Genomic DNA, 20,749 nt, shown 5'->3' with positions numbered 1-20,749 from the left:
TCAGTGCTATGGAATGCACGGTTGCCTTTCAAAAAGGGATGTGTCCGCCGGCGGGACGAATGCCCGCCGGTGGAACGCCTGGCTGGGTCAGCCGGCCGTCCAGGCCGTCCAGCGGGAAACGACATCGTCCTGGTTCTGGGCCCACCAGCTGTTGTCAACCTGGTGGGAGACAGCGCGATGGTCCTTGGATGCTGAATCCCAGGCGGACTTCATGGGGTCCAGCTTGGGAGTTGCCGCGAGATTCGCCGCGCCGTAGGCGATGCTTTCTGCCCAGCGGGTCTGTGGCTCCTTGGATACGGCGTAGTCGATGAACTTCTGGGCGGCAACCTTGTTCGGCGAGCCCTTGACGATAGCGAGCGAGGCCCAGTGGTAGACGTTGTCCTGCCAGACCGGGACGTAGGGTGCTCCGGCCTGAGCAGCTTCATATCCTCGGCCTGACCAGATCAGCATCATGTCCGCGCGCTGCTGCTCCATCATCTGCACTTGTTCGGCTCCCGAGGACCAGAAGAGCATGTTGGCTTTGACGCGGTCCAGCACCTTGAACGCCCGGTTATAGTCGAGCGGGTACAGATGGTCCGGCGAAACGCCGTCCGCGATCAGCGCAAGCTCAAGGTTGCCCTCGGAAGGATCATTGGACATTGCGCGGCTTCCCGGATACTTATTCGTGTCGAAGAAGTCAGCGATGGAGGTCGGCGGCTTGTTCCCGTACTTGTTCTTGTTGTAAACGATCGTGTAGGAATACGTGTCCAAAGGCACGCCACAGTCCTCGACCGTACCTTCCGCAAAATCGCTCTTCTTGATGTTGCTCAGGTCCAGCTTTTCAAAATACTTGCCACAATAAGCGGGAACATCCTGCTGGCCGGCCACATACACGTCCCATGTGGGGTTCCCGGTCTCGGCCATGACCTTGAGCTTGGCCGGGTCCACAGGACTCTCCACCGTCACCTTGGTTCCGGTGTCCTTCTCGAACGGACCAATGATTGATGATTGCTGTGCGTCCTGGAAAGCACTTCCATAGGTGACCAAAGTCAGCTTCCCCGTGTCGGATGACGAGCTGGACGCAGCATCAGGGGACGCCGAGGCGCCGCAGCCAGCTAGAAGGAGAGCCAGAGCGGCTGCTGCCGCCGCACTCCGTTTACGATGTGACATCTGTTTTCTCCTTGAAAGATAGGACTGCTTTGTCCCATGGGTGGAGGCATCAGCGCGTTTGCGCTAAGCAATGGTTTGCATGTTCCCCGGCCACCTCAGCGGATCACGCTGCCTGACTGATTGCCCGTACGAATGCGGGAGGGGTGCTGTTCGTGTTTCGACGCAGAACCCACGTGGTTCTGGTTTTGGCGTCTGACTCGAGCCAACTGAGGCAGCTGCAGTTCAGGAGCCTCGTTGAGATATTCACATGTTTTACAACATTGTTTTACCAAGCTATCCTTACTGAAGGAACACGTCAAGAGCCGGGCTGCAAGGCGTCCTCGCAGTTCTCCGTGCCGTACCGAAAGGGGTGCCGATCGTGCCGATCGATGTCAACGAGTCCGTCCGCCTGTCGGATATCGCCAAGGCAACCATCCGGGTTGCCAGTGAGCGGGGCAGCCGCGGCGTGACACTGCGCTCAGTGGCAGAACATCTTGGCCGGTCCACCGCCTTCATCACCAACTTTGTTCCGTCGCGCGCGCAACTGATGGTGAATGCACTGGAGCATGCTCGCGCCGGGTGGGGAGCCGACCGCGAAGAACGGCTGTCCGGGACGGTGGGGATCGAGCGTATGGTTGGCGTAGCGCGTTGGATGTGCACCACTTCAGCCGAGGACATTGTGCTGCGCGCGCTCTGGATTGAGGCCATCGCTGATGTGCGGGGAGCAAACGCGGCATATGAGGTAGTCAAGACCGTCACGGACACCACATATGCCGAGTTCCTGCGATCCTCGCATGACGCCGGCTTGGCCCATGCGGAGCAGATTGCGGACATCCTGTATCTGTTTTGCCGTGGTTTTCACGTCAAGTCTGTCGAGGATCCGGACATATGGACCGACGAGAAGGCAAACAGGGCCCTGGAACACCTCCTGAACAAGTTGCTTCTTGATGCCCGGGGCAGCTGAGGCGCTTCGATCGGCACGTGTGCTAAAGCTGGATAGGCTGGCTGCCCACACAGGCGCCACGGCCTCCTGGCCCAAGAACTCCCCTGGATCTGACGGCCGATGTTCCATTTGGGCTGGGCGACAGGTTGCTATTAAATTGGTCGCTCCGTTTACGGACCGTGGCGAGGACGGACAGACGGGCCGTCGCCGCCCCTAGCAGGGGCCGAACGGTCCCCGAAGATTCACAGGACTGTTTCAAAGGCCCTTCCATGGGCAGGCAATCCGGATTGGCGGACGGTCGGCGCATGCTCGGAAGCGAAATCCCCGACCGTCCGCGTGGCCCTCGTCGCTGCCCGCAGCCGGACCTCGCTCGGGGACCCGGCTGCTCCCGACGAGAACTGCTGAGTTCTTTCAGCTGACGGCAGTCAGGGCGTCGTCGTAGATCGCGAGTGCCTGGTGCACTTCTTCGGGAGTGACCACGGCGGGCGGGACCACGTGGATGCGGTTGTCGGCGATGAAGGGCAGCAGTCCGCGGTTCATGAGCTCGGCCTTGACTCGTCCCATGAACGAGGGGGTGACGGGCTTGCGGGTCTGGCGGTCTTCGACGAGTTCCAGGGCCCAGAAGACGCCCCGTCCGCGGACCTCACCGATCACGGAGTGTCTTGCTGCAAGCGTGGCCAAGCCGGGCTCGAGGTGGTCGCTGCCGATGAGCCCGGCATTTTCGACAATGTTGTCCTCTTCGAACGCATCGATGGAGGCCACGATGGAAGCGGCGGCCAAGGGGTGGCCGGAGTAGGTCAGGCCTCCGGGGAAGACGCGCTCGTCGAACGTGCCCGCGATTTCCTTGGAGATGATGACGCCACCCACCGGGACGTAGCCGGAGTTGACGCCCTTGGCGAAGGTGATGAGGTCCGGGCGGACGTTGAAGGCGTCCAGGGCGAACCAGTCGCCGGTGCGTCCGAAGCCGGCCATGACCTCGTCGAGGATGAGGACGATTCCGTGTTCGTCGCACAGCGCGCGGACGCCCTCAAGGTAGCCGGGCGGTGGGACCAGGATTCCGGCGGTACCGGGAACGGTCTCGAGGAGCACGGCGGCCACGGACTGGGGGCCTTCCAGTTCGATGGTCCGGCGCAGGTGCTGCAGGGCGCGCCCGGCTTCCTGCTCAGGTGTCTCGGCCCAGAACTCCGAGCGGTAGAGGTATGGGCCGAAGACGTGGACGTGGCCGCGGGAGTATTCGTTGCGGATACGGCGCCAGTCCCCCGTCGCCACGATCGCCGCCCCCGTGTTGCCGTGGTACGAACGGTAGCGGGAGATGACCTTGTCACGGCCGGTGTGCAGGCGCGCCATGCGGATGGCATTCTCGTTGGCGTCTGCGCCGCCGTTCGTGAAGAACACCTTGTCCATGGTGCCTGGCGCGTGGGAGAGAATCTTTTTTGCCGCGAGACCCCGCGTGAAGTTGGCGTGGGCCGGGGCAACCGTCGTGAGGGTATCGAGCTGCTGCTTGATGGCCTCGATGAGGCGGGGGTGCTGGTGGCCGATGTTGGTGTTGACCAGTTGGCTGGAGAAGTCGAGGTACGTCCGTCCGTCGTGATCCCAAACGGTGCTGCCCGACCCGCCGGCGATCGCCAACGGGTTCAGCGTTTTCTGGGCGGACCAGGAATGGAAGACGTTGGCCCTGTCCAAGGCCACGACGTCGAAGTTGGTGATGGGTGCGGCCAGGGCAGTCCGGTTGGGAGTCACGGGAAGGTCCTCTCGTAGGGGCGTGGTCTTCCCTTTCATGATGTTCCTGGAGGGGCGTGAAAGTCCTTCGACATTTGTACAGTCAGCAAGGCGCGGAACTACGTTTTTCCAAGTAGGCTACAAGCGTGCCGCCAACCATCAATGCGATCCTTCGCAACCGCTCCCTCAACCTGCGCTTGGTCCAGCCTGACGGAGCCAGTCCGGCCGTTGACGCCCAGGTTTCGTGGGTACACAGTTCCGACCTTGATGACCCGACGCCGTTCCTGGACCCTGGACAGCTCCTCCTGACCGACGGGACGCAGTTTCCGGTCGACAACGCCGGCGATGATCTTTACAGCGCGTATGTGGCGCGGCTCGTAGAACACGGGATCAGCGGGCTCGGATTCGCCACGCAGGTCATCCACGGGGTCTTGCCGCAAGGCTTGGAGGATGCGTGCCGGCACCACGGCCTGCCGTTGGTTGAGGTTCCCGACCGCACGCCCTTCATTGCCATCATCCGTTTCGTGGCGGATTGGCTGGCGAGGGAGCAGAATGCGCGATCGGAGTGGTCGCTCCAGGCGCAGAGGGCCATCGCGAGGGCGGCGCTTCGCCCCGACGGACTGCGATCCATCCTCGCCGAGCTTGAGCGGCAGCTCCAGGGCTGGGTTGCCCTGTTCGACGCCGCGGGGAACAACATTCTGATGCCCAACAACCGCCCGGTGCCCTCTGCGCTGATGCCGGGGGTGGCGGAGGCGGTCAGGAAGGCGCTGGATCAAGGCTCCCGGTCTGTTTCCCAGCTGACGGTTGAAGGGGAGCAGATCACCTTGCAGACCTTGGGACGACGGCACTATCTGAGGGGAGTGCTGGTGCTTGGCGCCATCGAGCCGTTGGACCCGGCACGAACGGACATCATCAACAGCGTGATTGCGTTGGCCAGCCTGGCGCTAGAGCAAACGCGGACGCTGGACACCGCAAGGCGCCATCTGCGTGCGGGCGTGTTCGAGCAGCTACTAGCTGGGAACACGGATGTGGCGGACCGGACCGCGCGCCAAGTGTGGGGAAGGCTGCCTGTTGAGCCGCTGGTAGTGACGGTGGCACAGCCTCCGGGCGAAGGCCAGAACCTCCTGGAGGCCCTTGAGCTGTTGTCTGACGATCATCGCGGTGCCGTCTTCTATGCCCAGCGTAACGAGAACGTCGTTGTCCTGGCGGGGCCAGCACTCCATCAAAAGGTCGCGGGCCTGTTGGAAAGGTACGGCGCGACCGCTGGATCCTCTGGCGAGGCCGACTTCGGCAATCTGGCCGCGGCGCTGAAAGAAGGCGAGCGATCCCTGCAGAGGGCCGTAGAGTTGTCCCGCCCGATGGTGGCCTTCGAGGAGATGACCAAGGGCGGAATGCTGGGCCTGCTGCGGCGGGAAGAATCTGAATCGGTGGCCCGAAGGCTCCTTGAGCCTTTGGTTCAGCACGATCAGGCTGAGCTGACGCAACTGCTGCCGACGGTTTCGGCGTGGTTGCGGAACAACTGCGTCTGGGACCTGACCGCCCGCCAGTTGGGGATACACCGGCACACCCTTAGGAACCGGATCGACGCAGCCGGAGCTGTCCTGGGGCTCAACCTCGATGTCTTGCGGGACAGGCTGGAACTGTTCGCGGCCGTGCAGTTTCTGGAGGAGAGTTAGGGGTTTCGGGGGATATCTGCGCGCGGGTTGGATGAAGGCGGCCGATATGTGAGCGAGCGTCTTAAATGCCTGGAAAAGACGGCGAGCCTCCGGCGCGTTCGGGATGCGGGACGCACCGGAGGCCTTGGCTGTCAGAGCCCACTGCAGATGGCCCTGACACCTGTTTGGTTCTGGTTCCTAGTTTTGCGGGAAGCCCAGGTTGATTCCGCCATGGCTCGGATCCAGCCAGCGCGAGGTGATGGCCTTCTCCCGGGTGAAGAACTGGAAGCCCTGGAGGCCGTAGGCCTTGGAGCTGCCGAAGATGGAGTCCTTGAAGCCACCGAAGGAGTAGTAGGCCACGGGAACCGGAATCGGCACGTTGATTCCGACCATGCCCACTTCCACCTCGTTCTGGAAGCGGCGGGCCGCGCCGCCGTCGTTCGTGAAGATCGCCGTGCCGTTGCCAAAGGCGCCGGAGTTGATGAGCTGCAGGCCCTCTTCGTAACTGCGCACCCGGACTACAGATAGCACGGGTCCGAAGATTTCCTCCTGGTAGACGCGCGAGGTGACCGGAACGTCGTCGATCAGCGTGGGACCGAGCCAGAAGCCGTCCGGGTCACCGTCCACCTCAACGTTCCGGCCGTCCACGACCACCGTGGCGCCGTCGGCGGTCGCAAGGTCGATGTAGCTCGCGACCTTGTCCCGGTGCTGCTTGGTGACCAGCGGTCCCATGTCGCAATTGCGGCGGCCGTCGCCGATGCGGAGGGTGGACATGCGGGACGTGATCTTTTCGATCAGTTCGTCAGCGACGGGCTCGACGGCGACCACCACGCTGATGGCCATGCAGCGTTCACCGGCGGAACCGAAGCCGGCGTTGATGGCGGCGTCGGCGGTCAGGTCCAGGTCCGCGTCGGGCAGTACCAGCATGTGGTTCTTGGCCCCGCCGAGTGCCTGGACGCGCTTGCCGTTGCGGGCGGCAGTCTCGTAGATGTACTGGGCGATCGGCGTCGAGCCGACGAAGGAAATGGCCTTGACGTCGGGGTGCGCCAACAGACCGTCCACGGCTTCCTTGTCGCCGTGCAGGACGTTGAAAACACCGTCGGGAAGACCGGCCTCGGTGAAGAGTGCGGCCAGCCAGTTCGCGGCGCTGGGATCCTTTTCGCTTGGCTTGAGGATTACAGTGTTGCCGGCGGCGATGGCGATCGGGAAGAACCAGAGCGGCACCATGGCAGGGAAGTTGAAGGGGCTGATGATGCCGACGACGCCCAGGGGCGCCTTGGTGGAGTAAACGTCGACGCCGGTGGAGACGTTCTCTGAATGCTCACCTTTGATGAGGTGCGGGAAGCCAGTGGCCAGTTCGGCCACTTCGAGTCCTCGGGTGATTTCGCCCAGTGCGTCGGAGACTACCTTGCCGTGTTCGCAGGTGATGATCCCGGCCAGTTCGCCCTTGCGCTCGTTCAATAGTTCACGGAATCGGAAAAGGATCTGCTGGCGCTTGGTAATGGACGTATCGCGCCACGCCGGGAATGCCTTGTGGGCAGAGGTAATGGCCGCCTGTATGTCGGCGCCGTTGGCCAAGGCCACCCGCTTCGTCTCGACGCCGCGAGCGGGATCGAAGACCGGGGCGGTGCGGGCGCTGGAGGGGAGTGCTTCTTCTCCCCCGATCCAGTGGGACAGTACAGGAAGTTCTTGGAGAGTGGACACGAATGTTCTCGCTTTCGGACAAAGGCTGGAGAATGCGGAGGATTTCCCTCCCACTGTAGGCATTTCAGGTGCACGCCCGGGGATCGATATATGTCGAGCCTTGCTCCCCATTCAGGACATTTGTCCAGGACCGGAGGTCACAGCCGAAGAAGAATCATTGGCCGTGCCCCGCGTTGAAAACAATGTCCTGCCACTTCTTGTGGGCAGTCCGGTCGCCGGTCATGACGACATGTTTGACGTTGGTGTATTCCTCAAGTGAGTACGTCGACATGTCCTTCCCAAAGCCAGAGGCCTTGACCCCTCCGTGGGGCATCTCCGACACGATAGGAATGTGCTCGTTTATCCAGACGCACCCAGCCTGAATATCCTGGGCTGCACGGAGGGATCTCCCCACATCGTTTGTCCATGCCGAGGCTGCCAGCCCGTAGGGCGTGTCGTTGGCCAACGTGATTCCGTTAGCATCAGAGTCGAATGGCAACGCGGTCAGCACCGGCCCGAACACTTCTTCCTGGACAATTTCCGACGCTTGGTCAACGTCCACCACGAGAGTAGGCCGATAGAACGCGCCTGCTGAGAGTTCCCCCTCGGGGGCGTGGCCGCCCGCAAGGATACGCGCTCCGCGACTACGGGCACGGTTGACGAAACCGGCCACTCTGTCCCGATGCGTGTGCGAAATGAGAGTGCCCAGGTCTGTTGAAGCCTCCATTGGGTCACCTAGTACCACCCGGTCCATCAACTCGGCCACTCTCTCGATGAAATCCCCATACACGGGCGCCTGAATGTACGCCCGTGTCGCGGCCGTACAGTCCTGACCGGCGTTGATGATTGATGCGGCGACTGCACCGTGAGCCGCAGCTTCGATGTCTGCGTCGTCAAACACCAGGAACGGTGCCTTGCCGCCGAGCTCCAAATGCACACGTTTAGCCGTGGCACTCGCTGCTGCCATGATGTGCCGGCCGATGGCGGTGGACCCGGTGAAGGACACCATATCGACGTCCGGATGCCTCACCAAATGCTCCCCCACCACTTCCCCGGTGCCAGTGACGATATTGATGACACCATCGGGGATGCCTGCAACTTTGGCCGCCTCGGCAAACATCAGGGTCGTACCTGGGGTCAGCTCAGAGGGTTTGAGCACAATGGTGTTACCCGCTGCAATGGCCGGCAGGATCTTCCAACCTGCCATCTGCAGGGGGTAGTTCCAAGGAGCAATGGAGCCAATGACGCCGATTGCTTCCCGCCGGATCATTGAGGTTCCGCCCGCGCCGTACTCCCCCGCGGCAAGACCCGGTAGGTGCCGGGCGGCGCCCGCAAAGAAGCTCGCATTGTCGACTGTGCCCGGGACATCAAAGCCCGCAGCCAACCGGATGGATTTGCCCGTCTGCGCGCTTTCAACGACAGCGAGCTCTTTGCTGCGGACCCGGAGTTCTCCGGCCAGTCGCTGGAGCACTTCGGAGCGCTCCGCCGGAGCCCACCGAGACCAATCCATGAACGCCCGCTTGGCCGACGCTACTGCGTAGTCGACATCCCCGACGTCGGCGTAACGGATGATCTCCGCGGCCCCGCCAGTCACCGGGCTGATCCTTTTTGCTTCGAGGCCGGATCCCGCGCGGAATTGGCCATCGATGAATTGATGCATCAGGAAACTCCTATTGTCGTAGTCGGTCAGGAGGTACTACGGGGCATCGCTGACGACCGGGCGTGAGGTACTACTGGCTGGGGGCCAGATAGAGCTTGCGGAGCGGATCGTGAACCAACCAGGTGGTGCGCATCCCTGCGGCCAGCCTGACGACAGTTCCCGGAAGCAGCTCAAGCGATGAAGGCGATCCTCCGGCCTCCTGCAGCGCCAAAGTAGCCCGTCCGGCGGTAACCAAAAAGATCTCATCCGCCTCGACGTCGTACATACCTCCGCTGGTCATCTCCCAGATACCGAGCGTGAGACCGCCGAACGTTCCGAGGCCGTGAAGGCCAGTGGTGGGCGAGCCCTGAGCCACCTGGTCCCCTGGCACGGCCTCGTGCTTCAAAGCGACGGCGTTGACGTTCAGCGCCTGGCCGGCGCGCAAGTCCTTTGCACTCACGAGTCGAATCCCATTCCGATAGCGTCCATGACCTTCAGGAATGGCCCGCGTTTACCTTGATTTCTGTCGGCTTTCACCATGGCAGCTGTCATAAGTCGAACGCCGATCCACGCGATGGGTTCGGGCGGGAACGGAAGCGGCTTCTTCTTCACCAATTGAAGTTCAGTCAGCTGCGTTTTTTCTCCCGAGAGAAGGTCCAGCGTGACTTTCGCTCCGAACCGGGTTGCGGCTACGCCAAGTCCTGTGTATCCAGCGGAGTGAACGACCCGTCCGGAATGTGCGGTGAGGAAAAAGGAGAAGAACCGGCTGCAGGTATCAATCGCCCCGCCCCACTGGTGGGTGAACTTCACGTCCGCAAGCTGCGGGAAAGTGGCGAAAAAGTGCGCGGCGAGCTTGCGGGACGTTGCAATGTTCTGTTCATACTCGGGTTTTACTCGCCGCCCAAAATTGTAGACAGCGTCATAACCGCCGAACAGAATTCTGCTCCTCCCCTCGACGTCCTTGGTCAACCTGTAATAGTGGAAGCGGTTATTCAGGTCCGCGACTCCCTGCCGGTTTTGCCAGCCAATGGACTGCAACTGTTCGTCGCTTAGGGGTTCCGACATCAGTGCATAGTCGTAAACAGGGACGGTGAAAGGACGCGCCCGTCTAAGCAGCGGTTGGAATACGTTGGTTGCCAAGGCCACTTTCGATGCCCGGACAGTTGCATTTGAAGTGCGGACGAGTATGGCGCCCCGCACGGGTTCCACCCGTTCAACCGGCGTGTCCTCATAGATCTCGACTCCCAGTTCCAAGCACACCCTGCGCAGACCCCAGGCCAGCTTTGCCGGGTGGACCATCAGTGCGCCGTCCCGCTCCCACAAACCCGCGTGGTAGAGGGGCGACGCGATCTCCTTGCCGACGGCGGCACGGTCAAGGTACTCAGAGTGGTCCTCCTCGACCGACTCCAGAAGCCAGTGGACCTGGTGCGGTTCAGTAGCCACCTTCAGGACGCCGGTCGCTTCGAGGTCGCAGTCGATCCCGTACCGTTCTATGGACTCCTGGATCTCTCTTAAGTTCTCACGACCCAATTGCTCCAGCAGCTGCACTTCGTCGGGCAGGTGCTGGCGGCCGTTGGACTCTCCGTGTGTCAAAGATGGCTCGCAGAATCCGCCGTTTCGTCCGGAGGCCGCCCAGCCAATGCGACGCCCTTCAAGCAGTACTACCCTCCTGTCGGGATCGCGTTCCTTGGCCAGGACGGCGGTCCAAAGTCCGGTGTAGCCGCCACCGACAATTGCCAGGTCTGTCGAAGCGTCCGCCAGCAACGGTGGCAAAGCCTCCGGCCGGTCTGGGTCGTCGAGCCAATAGGGGCGTGGTGCCGCCGAGGCCAGCGCGTTGTCGATTTGAGCAGGTGAGGCTGCTGCCTCGGCGCGGTCATAGCTGATCATTTGCCGGTTCCTTGGTTAGTGCATGTTTGGGATGTGGTGGCTAAAGCTGATTCGAGGACAATGCAGTCGGCGGCGTCGGTTCTGCCGTTGCGGAGCAACCCAAGTTGATCAGGACGACACCTGCAATGGTCACGAAGATTCCAACTATTTGAAGGACACCCAGCCGTTCATTGAAGGCGACGATGCCCAGGACCGCTATGAGTACTGTTCCTGCGGCTGACCAGATGGCGTAGGTGGCGCCAACGGTGAGGGACTGCAGAACCAAACTGAGCAAAAAGAAGGAAATGGCATAACCCAGCACCATTCCAACGGTCGGCCACGGTTTAGTGAAGCCCTCCGAAGCTTTCAGAAGCACGGTGGCAACAACCTCGCACACGATCGCTGCTGCCAAGAAGAGCCAATGCATATTTTTCCAATCCATGTTCTGGCGGCGCATGCCCGACGCTTGGCGGCGGAGGCAAGCTGTTGCTGAAATCGCAACCGAATCCCGATAAAGTTGCGTTCAAGAGAAATTTAGCACCGTACGACTGCTTCGAGAACAGCTTTCCCCGATGTAGTTCGTTGCCCGAGGAGCGACCAAGCCTCGGTCGGGAGCTCTCCTCCGGCCCCAATCCCCGGCTTCGCATGGAAGCCGGGGCGAAGTTGACCGGCACTGGAATGCAGGTAACACTGGCTCAATGGTCGAAGATGCTAAGCCAGAATTTTCCAGCCGGGCCCGAAGTAACGACATGAGGGAAGCAGCACCGGCCCAGGTCAATACCACAGTTCGCTTGGACGACGTTGATCGCAGGATCATAGCTGCGCTGCAGCTCGACGGTCGCAAACCATTCAAAGACATCGCCGAGGAATCGGGAATTCCTGCCTCCTCCGTCCGTTACAGGGTCCAGAAGCTCGAAGAGTCCGGGATCCTGCAGATTGTGGGAATCGCCAATCCGCTGGCAATCGGCTTCGACAGGCTGGCTATGGTGGGCATTAAATGTGCACCTGGAACCGGGCGCGACGTCTGTGCGAGCCTGGCCGATTTTCCTGAGACGAGCTACGTCATCCTCACCGCGGGTACGTTCGATGTGATGGTCGAGGTGGTCTGTCGGGACCTTCCCCACTACACGGAGTTCCTCTATGACAGGCTCCAACGTGTCCCTGGGGTCCAGTCCACGGAAACGTTCTTTGTCCTTGAGGCACATAAGCTCGCTTATGGATGGGGCGTCGGTAGTAGCTAAGCGGCCTGCTTCTACCCTCGCCCGCGGCTCGAACGCGCACGCGCACGCGGGCCAGCTCACGCACGTGAGTATTCCCGGTGACCACCAATCCAGACCTCAACAACTGAGGCCTGAATGAGCGCCTGTTCGTGCTCAAAAATGTCACGGTCCAGGACAACAAGGTCTGCGAGCAATCCTCGGGCAATACGCCCGGTCCGGCCGTCGCGTCCATTGACGAAGGCGGAGCCCGAGGTGTAGGCCGTGAGCATTGTGGCCAGATCCAGGCGATCGAGTTCCGAGATGTTTGCCGTGCTGTCCAGGTAATGGGAGTTCCCTCCGGCCGCGCCTGCACAGGCGAGGGGATCCGGCGTCGTGACAGGCCAGTCACTTCCTGCCGCCAGACGAGCCCCGGCCGCCTGCAAGCGGCCCAGCGGGTATTCGAACCGTTCCGGATGTTCGATCAGCGTGGATTGGTGCAGGTGGTCGTGCGGCACTGAAGAACCGGCCCAGAATCCCTGGACATTTGCGGTGACGCCAAGCTTGGCGAATCTCTCAAAGTCAGTTGGCCCTACGACAAACAAATGTGCAATGTGATGGCGGCGGGGTTTCGGACCATTTTCCTCGATGGCGGCCTCGATAGCATCTAGAATCCAGCGCGTAGTGCCGTCGCCGAAGGAGTGGTAGTGAACAGTGAATCCGAGCGCGTCCAGGGCCACCGTCGCCTCGCGGATCTGCTCGGCGGTCATGAATAGCAGGTTCGAGCCGTCCACCATCATCTTCACGGTGTCCGCGATGACCCTGTCCGCTTCAGCGGCGTCCTCGAGTTGCTTGCGCCGTTGCTGTATTTCAGGGATCTGTTCCAGTCCTCGGGTCTGGTCCCACCAGAGTGCCGTTGTCAGGCGCAACCGGAGACTGCCGTCCTTAAGTACTTCGCGGTACGCCTCTAGCTGATCCGGCATGCCAAGCCCTTCTCCCACCAGGGCGTCCTGGACTGACGTGATTCCCATTTGCAGCACGTGGTCCTGAGCCTTGAGAATGAACTTCATGCGGTCCCGCGTCGAGAGCTCGGGCATCGCCCGGCGCACGACAGCAACGGCGTCCTCCTCAACCATCCCGGTCAAATCACCGTTGTGGTCGCGTTGAAAGAAGCCGTGCAACGGGTCCGGGCTGCCGTTGTGCACACCTGCCGCGGTCAAGGCGGCGGTGCTGACCCACGCACCATGGCGGTCATACGGGCTGAACACTGCTGGCCGGCCATCGACGAGTTCGTCGAGCTTTTGTCGCGTTGGTCCGTGACCGTCGAAGACGTCCCTGTTCCACCCTCCTCCGGTCACCCAGGCAAGGTCAGGGTGTCTGGATGCGTAGAGGGCTATCGCTGAGTAGACCTCTTCGGGGGTCTCCAGGCCTGAGAGGTCGCAAGTCAGGAGATCCTGCCCGCCAATCCCCATGTGGATGTGCGCATCTTGGAAGCCCGGAGCCAGGAGCTTTCCGGTCAGGTCAACGATGTCCGCGGCCCGTGTGTCCAGAGCACCTGCCACCGTGACGTCCGCGATTCTCTCATCCTCAACCATGACGTCGAGCGAACGGGGCGCGGCGAATCCAGGCGTCCAGACTTTTCCGCCGACGAACGCTGTTCGGTTCAAGTTATTAGTTGGCATGGATCTGCCCTCCCAGCGAGCCAGCCACGACGGCTCCTTCAAAGACCACAGCGTCGAACGTTATGTTGCTGATCGAGGCCGGGTCTACTGTAAACGGATCCTCGCCCAAGACGCTGAAGTTTGCGATCTTTCCAGCTTCCAAGGACCCCATCTTGTGGTTCAGGCGCAGCTGTTTTGCTCCGTTGATCGTATAGCCCTCAAGGAGCCGTTCCCTTGAAATCCGGGCGGACGCATCCGGTCGCATGCTGCCGGGGTGGGCGTCGCCGTCGAGCGGGTATTCCGGGTCGATTCGAGAATGCGCTACTTGCATTCCGAAGAGCGGATTTCCGCGGTGTAGCTCGTATGCCGTGACCACGTCGCTGGAGAAGGTCAGCAACGCGCCGCTGTCGGCAAGCTCGTTGAAACGGTACATTCTGTTCCAGCGCTCTCTTCCCAGAAGCTTCTTTGCGACCACCCCGAAGTAGGCGCCCGACCAGTGAGCCGTCCAATTGATGACGATCCCCAGTTCCGCGGGCCTGGACATGTCCTCCGGATCGATTAGCTCACAGTGCGCCAGCGTGACCTGGGTTGTCCAAGTGCCGCCGGCTCCCCTCACGCTGTTCTGGGCTGCCTCGACGGCGTCGCATGCGACCCTGAAGCCGCGATCACCGACCACGTGGATGTGCAGATCCGCCTCTTCGCTGTTGCACAGAACCAAGCACTGCTCAAGTTCATCCGCATCCATTCCGATCTCGCCCAGCTCTCCGCCCGTTGAGTGGTCACACAATGGGCTGAGGAGGGCGCTGTTGCCGGTCTCGTTGGTGCCGTCCAGAAAGAGTTTAAGAGTGTTGATGTTTATATGCTCGGTACCGTATTTTTTTTGGCACCCCTTGAGGCGGGCGATTACATAAGGCAAATCCTCGGCGTGGCGGAAGCGAAGTGATCCTTCGTAGTACATGTTGAGTTCGCCTCGGCTATCAAGTTCGTTGACGGATTCGAAGATCTCCTCGTCCTCTACCAACGCCTCAAAGACAGAGGTTACGCCGTGCTCAGTCATGAACCTAAAGAAGCCGGCGACCCTTTCGGGAGTTAGCTGCTCCGGCGGTGTCCAGCCGAGGTTTTCAAACATCTTTTCAAGGAAGTGCAGGTGCACGAAGTCGCGTAAAAGTCCTGTCGGTTCACCATTTTCATCACGGACGAACATCTCCAATCCGGGGACCGGATCCGGAGTGTCACCGGTGACTTCCATGAGTTCAAGCATCTTGCTGTTCACCCAGTGTTCGTGCTCGCTGAAGTTTTGGCAGAGAACGGGACGATCCGAAACCGCGGAATCCAGAAGTTCCTTGGTCGGCGCCATCTCTGTAAAGGCATCTGTTGGGTAGTACTCAAAGTAGAGATACGGCATTTCTTCCGGCGGATGGTCCTCGGCGTATTGGGCGATGAATTCCAGAAGCTCGCTGACATTGCTGGTCCACGGCAGGCGAACGTGCCACTGGCTCTGTGAAACCATGCTCGGGTGCGTGTGAGAGTCGATGAACCCAGGAACTACCGCCCGCCCGCCGAGGTCGTACTCCACCAGTCCGTCCGTGTTCTCAAAGGAAGCCTGGTCGCCGATGTAGGTGATAAGGCCGCCTTCGACAGCGATCAATTCAGCCCGTGGTTGGTGCTCATCCGAGGTGTAGATATTTGCATTCTTCAGCACCATTCCCATGGTGGATCTCCGTTCATTGTTGCACCGTTGGCATGTCCCAACGGGATAGCGAGAGACATTAATTAGTCAAAAATGACTAGAAATTTGCGCAGATCTCCTGGGGCTCGGAGCGGGGCGAATGGATCCTGCCAAGGGCCCGGCACGTCCGGGGGACAGGGCGCCCATTGTTATAGCAAGTCTGCGGCCTCAAGTTGCAGTCGGTCTTGCCGGAGGCGGCCCAGGTCCCAGTCCTGACGGGGTACGGAATCGAGCAGTAGCCGGGTATAGGGGTGTTGAGGATGAGCGAGGACTTCTTCAGTGTGCCCTCGTTCCACTATCTTTCCTTTGCGCATCACGATGACCTGCTCGGTGACGTAACGGACCACGGCAAGGTCATGGCTAACAAACACGTAAGCCATGCCCGTCTCCTTCCGGATTTGCTCAAGAAGGACCAGAACCTGGGCTTGAATCGAGACGTCCAAGGCTGCCACTGCCTCGTCAAGCACGAGTATTTGAGGCGCAATGCCCAACGCTCGGGCGATGGCAGCCCGCTGCCTTTGCCCACCGGACAGCGTTCGTGGAAGGGCTTCGGCCTGCCGCGAACTGAGTCCAACTTGATCCAGAAGTTGCCTGACCTTCAGGCGCCGCTCCTCCTTAGTCAAATCAAAGTGCAAGCGCAGAGGTTCTTCGATTGCCTGGCCAATTGTGAGCCGCGGGTCAAAGGAATGATAGGGATCCTGGAAGATCATTTGAACGTAACGTGCCGTTTCACGCCGACCGCGTTGAGCCGCGCCCGAAAGCAACACTTCTCCGGATGTAGGCGTTTCCAGACCAACGATCATCCGCGCCGTGGTCGACTTACCTGATCCCGACTCACCCACGATTCCAAGCGACCCGCCACGGAAGAGGCTGAACGACACATCGTCCACAGCCGTGAATCCCTTGAATTTCTTGGTCAGGGACCGTGCCTGAAGCAAGGCGCCGGTGCCTGTCAGATGTTCTTCCATTTAAGCCGCTTTCGCTTCGCCGGGGCGTACGCACGCGACCGTGGACAATCCATGCCGCGACAATGCGGGAACGTCGTCGGCGCATTCAGGTACCGCCAGAGGACAGCGGTCCCGAAACGCACAGCCTGAAGGTGCTTCTGCCAAGGCGCGGGGCCTTCCCGCAATCGGCGTCAGGGACATCCGCTCCCCCGTCAGCTTGGGGTTGGAATTCAAAAGACCAATTGTGTACGGGTGCTGCGGATTGCTGAACAGACCCTGCGCTGGTCCGGTCTCGATCACACGACCGCTATACATTACATAGGCGCGGTCGCACATAGCGGCTGCCAACTCCAAGTCATGGGTGACGAACAAGAGGCCCGCGCCGGTCCGTGCCTGGAGTTTCCTCAGCAGCGCGACAACCTCTGCTTGAGTTGTCACGTCCAATGCAGTTGTCGCCTCGTCGGCTAAGACAAGGCGCGGTTCAGTGGACAAGGCGCCCGCAATGACGATGCGCTGAAGCATGCCGCCCGAAAATTCGTGCGGGTACTTGCGCATCGCAGTTTCCGGATCACGGATTCCCACGTCCCGGAGCAATTCAATTGCCCGAATTGCCGCCTCTCCGCTCCGTACGCCCTGGGCACGGAGCCCTTCGGTGACAAAATCACCGACTCTGCGCACCGCGTTGACTGAGCTGCGTGGATCTTGAAAGATCATGGACGCCCGCCGCCGTCGGACCTCTAGCAGATCAGCCCGGCTGGCCGCGGCAACATCTATTCCATCAACAGTGACTGAACCCGAGACCTTTGTGCGGCTTGGAAACAAGCCCATTGCCGCACGTGATGTCAGGCTTTTACCTGACCCTGACTCACCCACGAGGCCCACAATCTCTCCCGGCCCGACGTGCAGGTCGATCCCGTCGAGCAAGGGCCGCGGACCTTGGTCAGTTTCGACCACCATGGACAGCCCGCGGATGACCAACGGCTCTGAAGTTGCTGGGTGAGACAGCGGCGCGAGGTCCGATTTCATTATTTGCTTCACTACGATCCGCTCACCTTGTCTGAGATGGTCTCTCCGATGACATTGACCGACAGCACAGTGACAATGACTGCCGCGCCGGGAAAGATAATGCTCCAGAGGTTGCCCTGCAAGACAGCGCTTTGGCTGAATGCGATCATCGAACCCCAGTCGGCTGCCGGAGGCTGTACACCCAGTCCAAGGTAGGACAAGGCAGCAAGGTCGAGCATCGCATAACCGAAGGCGAGGGTGGCCTGCGCCAGAAGCACCGGCAGAATGTTGGGCAGGATATGGCGCAGGGTGATCCAGATCGAACTGAATCCCATCACTGCGTGGCTGCCCACGTACGGCCGCACCTGCTCTTGAAGGACCGCCGATCGGACAATTCTTCCCATAAAAGGGACGTATCCAATTGCCAGGGCACAGATGGGAGCCACCAAGCCAGGACCGAAAATAGCTACGGACAACAAGGCAAGCAGTAGCGTGGGGAAGGCATACACAATGTCCATGCCGCGGGAAATGACAAGATCGATCGGGCCGCCGACACGGGCCGCGAGCAAGCCCAATGCGGACCCGACCAGCATGGTTAACACCGCTACAGCAAGTGGCGCCAACAGGCTCAGGCGAGCTCCATGCTGGAGACGTGACAGGGTATCCCGCCCCATGCCGTCGGTGCCAAGAAGGTGAGTTGCGGACGGGGAAGAAAGTGCCGACAGGAGGTCCGTCTGGTCAGGATCGAATGGGGCAAGAACCGGGGCCAAGACCGCAACCAACGACGCTATGGATAGTGTCACGATGGCGGCGACGACCAGCACAGGCGGGCGGCGTCGTCGAACCCATCCGGCCCTGGTGACAGCGAGAGCGGTAACCGTCATGACAGTCCTCCAACGGTGCGGACCCGTGGGTCGATCAAGGGTGTGATGAGATCTGTAACCGTGCTGGTCACGACGAACAACGCAACAGCCATCAGGGAAATAGCTTGGACGACGGGGAAATCACGGCGCGCTATGGAGGTCACCAGCAAGGAACCCAGACCCTCGACGCCAAACGCAATCTCCACCACCGCCGTTCCGACAAAGAGGTATGAGAGCACCAGGGCGACGAGCGTTACAACCGGTCCAAGTGAGTTCCTCACCACGTGGCGGCGCATAATGTCCCATGGGGGCACGCCACGGCTCCTGGCCACTTCAACGTGCTCGGCTCTCAGTTCTTTTTTGAACGCAGTCCGTGCCACCCTTGCCAGCAGACCGAAAGTCACAATCGCGAGGGTGATGGCGGGCAAAGTGAGGTGATAAAGCATGTCCGCGAACCCGGAGCCGGAGCCTGTGGCCGGAAACAGCCGGAGCTGGACCGCGAAGACGCCCAGGAGGACAAGTGCCACAATAAACGACGGAGTCGCAATCGACGCACTCGTGATAATGAGCCCTAACTGGTCCAGGATTCCCGGTCGGGTAGCGGAAACCATGGCGATGCCCAACCCCACAACCAGAGCGAGGATCGCCGAATAGCTCACAAGCACCGCAGTCGCCGGGAGGCGGGCACCAACAAGATCTGTCACCGGTGTTGAATAGAGCAGCGACTGGCCAAAATCGAACTTGGCGATCCCGCCAAGCCATTGCGCGAACCCGCTGAGTAGATCTTGGTCAAGGCCCAACTTTTCCCGCAGGGCCGCCCTCTGCTCAGGATTGAGTTTGACACCTGATGTGAGGGCCGCAAGTGGATCGCCGGGCACAAGCTTGAGCGAAGAATAAATGATGAAGGATGCCACGAACATCGTCACCATGCCCGCGGACAGCCGGGACACGATCCACCGTGTCATCGAGCGACCTCTTTTCATCGCTACTTGCCCCCAAGGCTTGCGAGCCAAGGCGCGTAGAGGTATGACGGCGACGGAACCAGCCCGGTCAGCTTGCCGGAGTAAAAGACGCTCAGACGGTCAGTCAACAAGGGAATCGCCGGCAGGTCATTGGCCAGAATGGCTTGGGCCTCAGCGACAGAGGCGGCACGCTTTGCATCATCAAACTCGGAGAGCGCTGCGTTGACCGCCGCGTCGTACTTTGGATTCGAGTAATTCGCAAAGTTGTAGTAATTACCGGTCGTCCAGTACTGGTAGTATTCCGCAGGTTCGCGAAAATCGAGATACCCGATGGACACAAAAGCGTCGATTCCGGCTCTTGCTTGCGGGCCGCCGAAGAGCGCGGCGTAGTCTGCTTGCTGGAGCGGCTTCAGTTGTACGTTAAGCCCGATGCTCTTCGCGCTGTCGGCGATAACTGTCGCCACCTTGGATTGCTCCTCCGTGGAACCAGGGTAGGCGAGCACAATCTCGGTCTTCGCATAGCTCGACTCGCTGAGCAGTTGTTTAGCCTTGGTCAGGTCTTGGTTGGCCGCCGGGAGTTTGTCCCATGCGCTTTGGAATACGCCCTGGGAGTAGCCCCAAGTAGCCGGTGGAACCAAAGCCCGCAAGGGTTCGGCCGCGCCGAGATAAATGCTCTTTGCTATACCGGCGTAGTCAATAACGGCTTGGAGTGCGGCACGGGTCTTCACGTCGGCCAGACCCCCTTGCAGATTGGTGACTGCAAGGTAATCAGTGCCGTAGCTGTTATTGAAAAGAAGGTTCCCCGAAGTACTCAAGCTCTGGAATCCGGAAATCGGAACAGAGAAGGAACCGTCAACGGATCCACCCCTAAGAGCAGCAATTTGAGCGGACGAGTCGGTGGTGAAGGTGAACTTCGCTGCTTGAACCAATGGCTTTTCAGCTGAGTTCCACCAGGAATCGTTCCTGAGTACGGTAACGTTCTGCCCTGACGACCACTTGTCCAACTTGTATGGGCCTGTGCACATAACCCCGCCGGCGGCAGTACCAAAGTTGGCACCTCCCTTCTCGGCATACGCCTTTTCCACGACTGCAAAGGCCGGAGTGGCAAAGAAGGAGGCCGTCATCGAACTCGGCTGTTTCAAACGCACCGTGACTTCGTTGTCACCCGTAGCCGAGGCGGTAGCGCCGGGTCCCGCCCACATCGCCCACGACGATCCAGTAGCCGGATCGAGCACCCTATTGATGCTGTAAGCGACATCCTCTGCGGTCATCGGCTGCCCATCCCAGAAAGTCACTCCCGCGCGGAGCTTGATGACGTAGGTTCGGTCATCTGTCTTACCAATGGATTCAGCCAGTCCCGGCTTGACCTCGCCGGAAGGAGTTTGCGTCTGCAGTGACTCGCACAGGTTGGACACGATTGTGCTGTTTGACTCCAAGGCAGACAGGGCAGGATCCAGGCTGGCGGGCTCCCCGTAGGGCAAATTCCACGTGATCGACGCAACCGGAGACTTGGCCGCTGGCACGTCAGTTGTGATCTTCGGTTCAAAGGCAGCAGTGGTAGCCCCACCGCCGCCGCAGGCAGCGAGGAAGAGGGCGACAGCAGCGGCGCCGGCTGTCGCGGCAGTGGCTCTACCTAAAGTCATAGGGGTTCCTTTTCGTTCCAGGGAACTACGGGTGGGATGGTGACGGGCCTCACAGGCGCCGCTCGTCCTTACAGTCTGGGACTTGTTTTTTATTTAGTCAAGACTGACCA

Annotated in this window: 17 protein-coding genes; 3 read left to right on the top strand and 14 right to left on the bottom strand. The window is 60.6% G+C overall.

What is annotated here, in order from left to right; genetic code table 11:
* Positions 1-87 precede the first annotated feature (87 nt).
* Entirely contained in the window at positions 88-1,149 is a 1,062-nt protein-coding gene (locus AC3WJM_RS08740) for an ABC transporter substrate-binding protein (protein WP_492271657.1), read from the bottom strand.
* Between the two features lie 358 nt (positions 1,150-1,507).
* On the opposite strand from AC3WJM_RS08740, the gene AC3WJM_RS08735 reads away from it, so the two are divergent.
* The gene (locus tag AC3WJM_RS08735) at positions 1,508-2,092 is read left to right on the top strand and encodes a TetR/AcrR family transcriptional regulator (RefSeq protein WP_492259951.1); all 585 of its coding nucleotides are present in this window, start codon (positions 1,508-1,510) and stop codon (positions 2,090-2,092) included.
* A 390-nt stretch (positions 2,093-2,482) separates the two neighbouring features.
* Here the strand turns inward: AC3WJM_RS08735 and AC3WJM_RS08730 are convergent, their stop codons facing one another.
* The gene (locus AC3WJM_RS08730) at positions 2,483-3,850 is read right to left on the bottom strand and encodes an aspartate aminotransferase family protein (RefSeq protein WP_492271656.1); all 1,368 of its coding nucleotides are present in this window, start codon (positions 3,848-3,850) and stop codon (positions 2,483-2,485) included.
* Between the two features lie 86 nt (positions 3,851-3,936).
* Here AC3WJM_RS08730 and AC3WJM_RS08725 point away from each other — a divergent pair, with 86 nt between their 5' ends.
* Positions 3,937-5,466 (top strand): PucR family transcriptional regulator, encoded by a 1,530-nt coding sequence (locus AC3WJM_RS08725; RefSeq protein WP_492271655.1) that lies wholly within the window; start codon positions 3,937-3,939, stop codon positions 5,464-5,466.
* A 177-nt stretch (positions 5,467-5,643) separates the two neighbouring features.
* Here the strand turns inward: AC3WJM_RS08725 and AC3WJM_RS08720 are convergent, their stop codons facing one another.
* The 5 genes from AC3WJM_RS08720 to AC3WJM_RS08700 all read right to left on the bottom strand — a co-directional run bounded on the left by AC3WJM_RS08720 (position 5,644) and on the right by AC3WJM_RS08700 (position 11,090).
* On the bottom strand, positions 5,644-7,149 hold the full coding sequence (locus AC3WJM_RS08720) for a CoA-acylating methylmalonate-semialdehyde dehydrogenase (protein WP_492271654.1): 1,506 nt from the start codon (positions 7,147-7,149) through the stop codon (positions 5,644-5,646).
* A 154-nt stretch (positions 7,150-7,303) separates the two neighbouring features.
* Entirely contained in the window at positions 7,304-8,788 is a 1,485-nt protein-coding gene (locus AC3WJM_RS08715; protein ID WP_492271653.1) for a gamma-aminobutyraldehyde dehydrogenase, read from the bottom strand.
* Between the two features lie 70 nt (positions 8,789-8,858).
* A complete protein-coding gene (locus tag AC3WJM_RS08710) occupies positions 8,859-9,227 on the bottom strand; it encodes a cupin domain-containing protein (protein WP_492271652.1) in 369 nt (122 codons plus the stop codon).
* Positions 9,224-10,654, bottom strand: coding sequence for an NAD(P)/FAD-dependent oxidoreductase (locus tag AC3WJM_RS08705; RefSeq protein ID WP_492271651.1), 1,431 nt, complete (start codon positions 10,652-10,654; stop codon positions 9,224-9,226). Before AC3WJM_RS08705 ends, AC3WJM_RS08710 begins: the two co-directional genes overlap by 4 nt.
* Before the next feature lie 40 nt (positions 10,655-10,694).
* Positions 10,695-11,090, bottom strand: a complete 396-nt coding sequence (locus AC3WJM_RS08700; protein WP_492271650.1) for a DMT family transporter — start codon at positions 11,088-11,090, stop codon at positions 10,695-10,697.
* Between the two features lie 292 nt (positions 11,091-11,382).
* Between AC3WJM_RS08700 and AC3WJM_RS08695 the strand changes: the two genes are divergently transcribed.
* Entirely contained in the window at positions 11,383-11,874 is a 492-nt protein-coding gene (locus AC3WJM_RS08695) for an Lrp/AsnC family transcriptional regulator (protein ID WP_492259943.1), read from the top strand.
* A 56-nt stretch (positions 11,875-11,930) separates the two neighbouring features.
* Here AC3WJM_RS08695 and AC3WJM_RS08690 read toward each other — a convergent pair whose 3' ends face one another.
* The 7 genes from AC3WJM_RS08690 to AC3WJM_RS08660 all read right to left on the bottom strand — a co-directional run bounded on the left by AC3WJM_RS08690 (position 11,931) and on the right by AC3WJM_RS08660 (position 20,639).
* The gene (locus tag AC3WJM_RS08690) at positions 11,931-13,511 is read right to left on the bottom strand and encodes an amidohydrolase (protein WP_492271649.1); all 1,581 of its coding nucleotides are present in this window, start codon (positions 13,509-13,511) and stop codon (positions 11,931-11,933) included.
* Positions 13,501-15,201 (bottom strand): amidohydrolase, encoded by a 1,701-nt coding sequence (locus AC3WJM_RS08685; RefSeq protein ID WP_492271648.1) that lies wholly within the window; start codon positions 15,199-15,201, stop codon positions 13,501-13,503. The genes AC3WJM_RS08690 and AC3WJM_RS08685 overlap by 11 nt, the downstream gene beginning before the upstream one ends.
* A gap of 167 nt (positions 15,202-15,368) precedes the next feature.
* Complete coding sequence (locus AC3WJM_RS08680; protein ID WP_492271647.1) at positions 15,369-16,187, bottom strand: ABC transporter ATP-binding protein; 819 nt, start codon at positions 16,185-16,187, stop codon at positions 15,369-15,371.
* On the bottom strand, positions 16,188-17,192 hold the full coding sequence (locus AC3WJM_RS08675) for an ABC transporter ATP-binding protein (RefSeq protein ID WP_492259939.1): 1,005 nt from the start codon (positions 17,190-17,192) through the stop codon (positions 16,188-16,190).
* A gap of 11 nt (positions 17,193-17,203) precedes the next feature.
* Positions 17,204-18,055, bottom strand: coding sequence for an ABC transporter permease (locus AC3WJM_RS08670; RefSeq protein WP_492271646.1), 852 nt, complete (start codon positions 18,053-18,055; stop codon positions 17,204-17,206).
* Positions 18,052-18,999 (bottom strand): ABC transporter permease, encoded by a 948-nt coding sequence (locus tag AC3WJM_RS08665; protein WP_492259937.1) that lies wholly within the window; start codon positions 18,997-18,999, stop codon positions 18,052-18,054. Before AC3WJM_RS08665 ends, AC3WJM_RS08670 begins: the two co-directional genes overlap by 4 nt.
* A 20-nt stretch (positions 19,000-19,019) precedes the next feature.
* Positions 19,020-20,639, bottom strand: coding sequence for an ABC transporter substrate-binding protein (locus AC3WJM_RS08660; protein ID WP_492271645.1), 1,620 nt, complete (start codon positions 20,637-20,639; stop codon positions 19,020-19,022).
* Positions 20,640-20,749: the final 110 nt, after the last annotated feature.

It is taken from the genome of Arthrobacter sp. FW306-1B-G06A (assembly GCF_058781765.1).
Note: the sequence above shows the minus strand (reverse complement) of the source record. Positions and strands in the feature narration are given on the sequence as shown.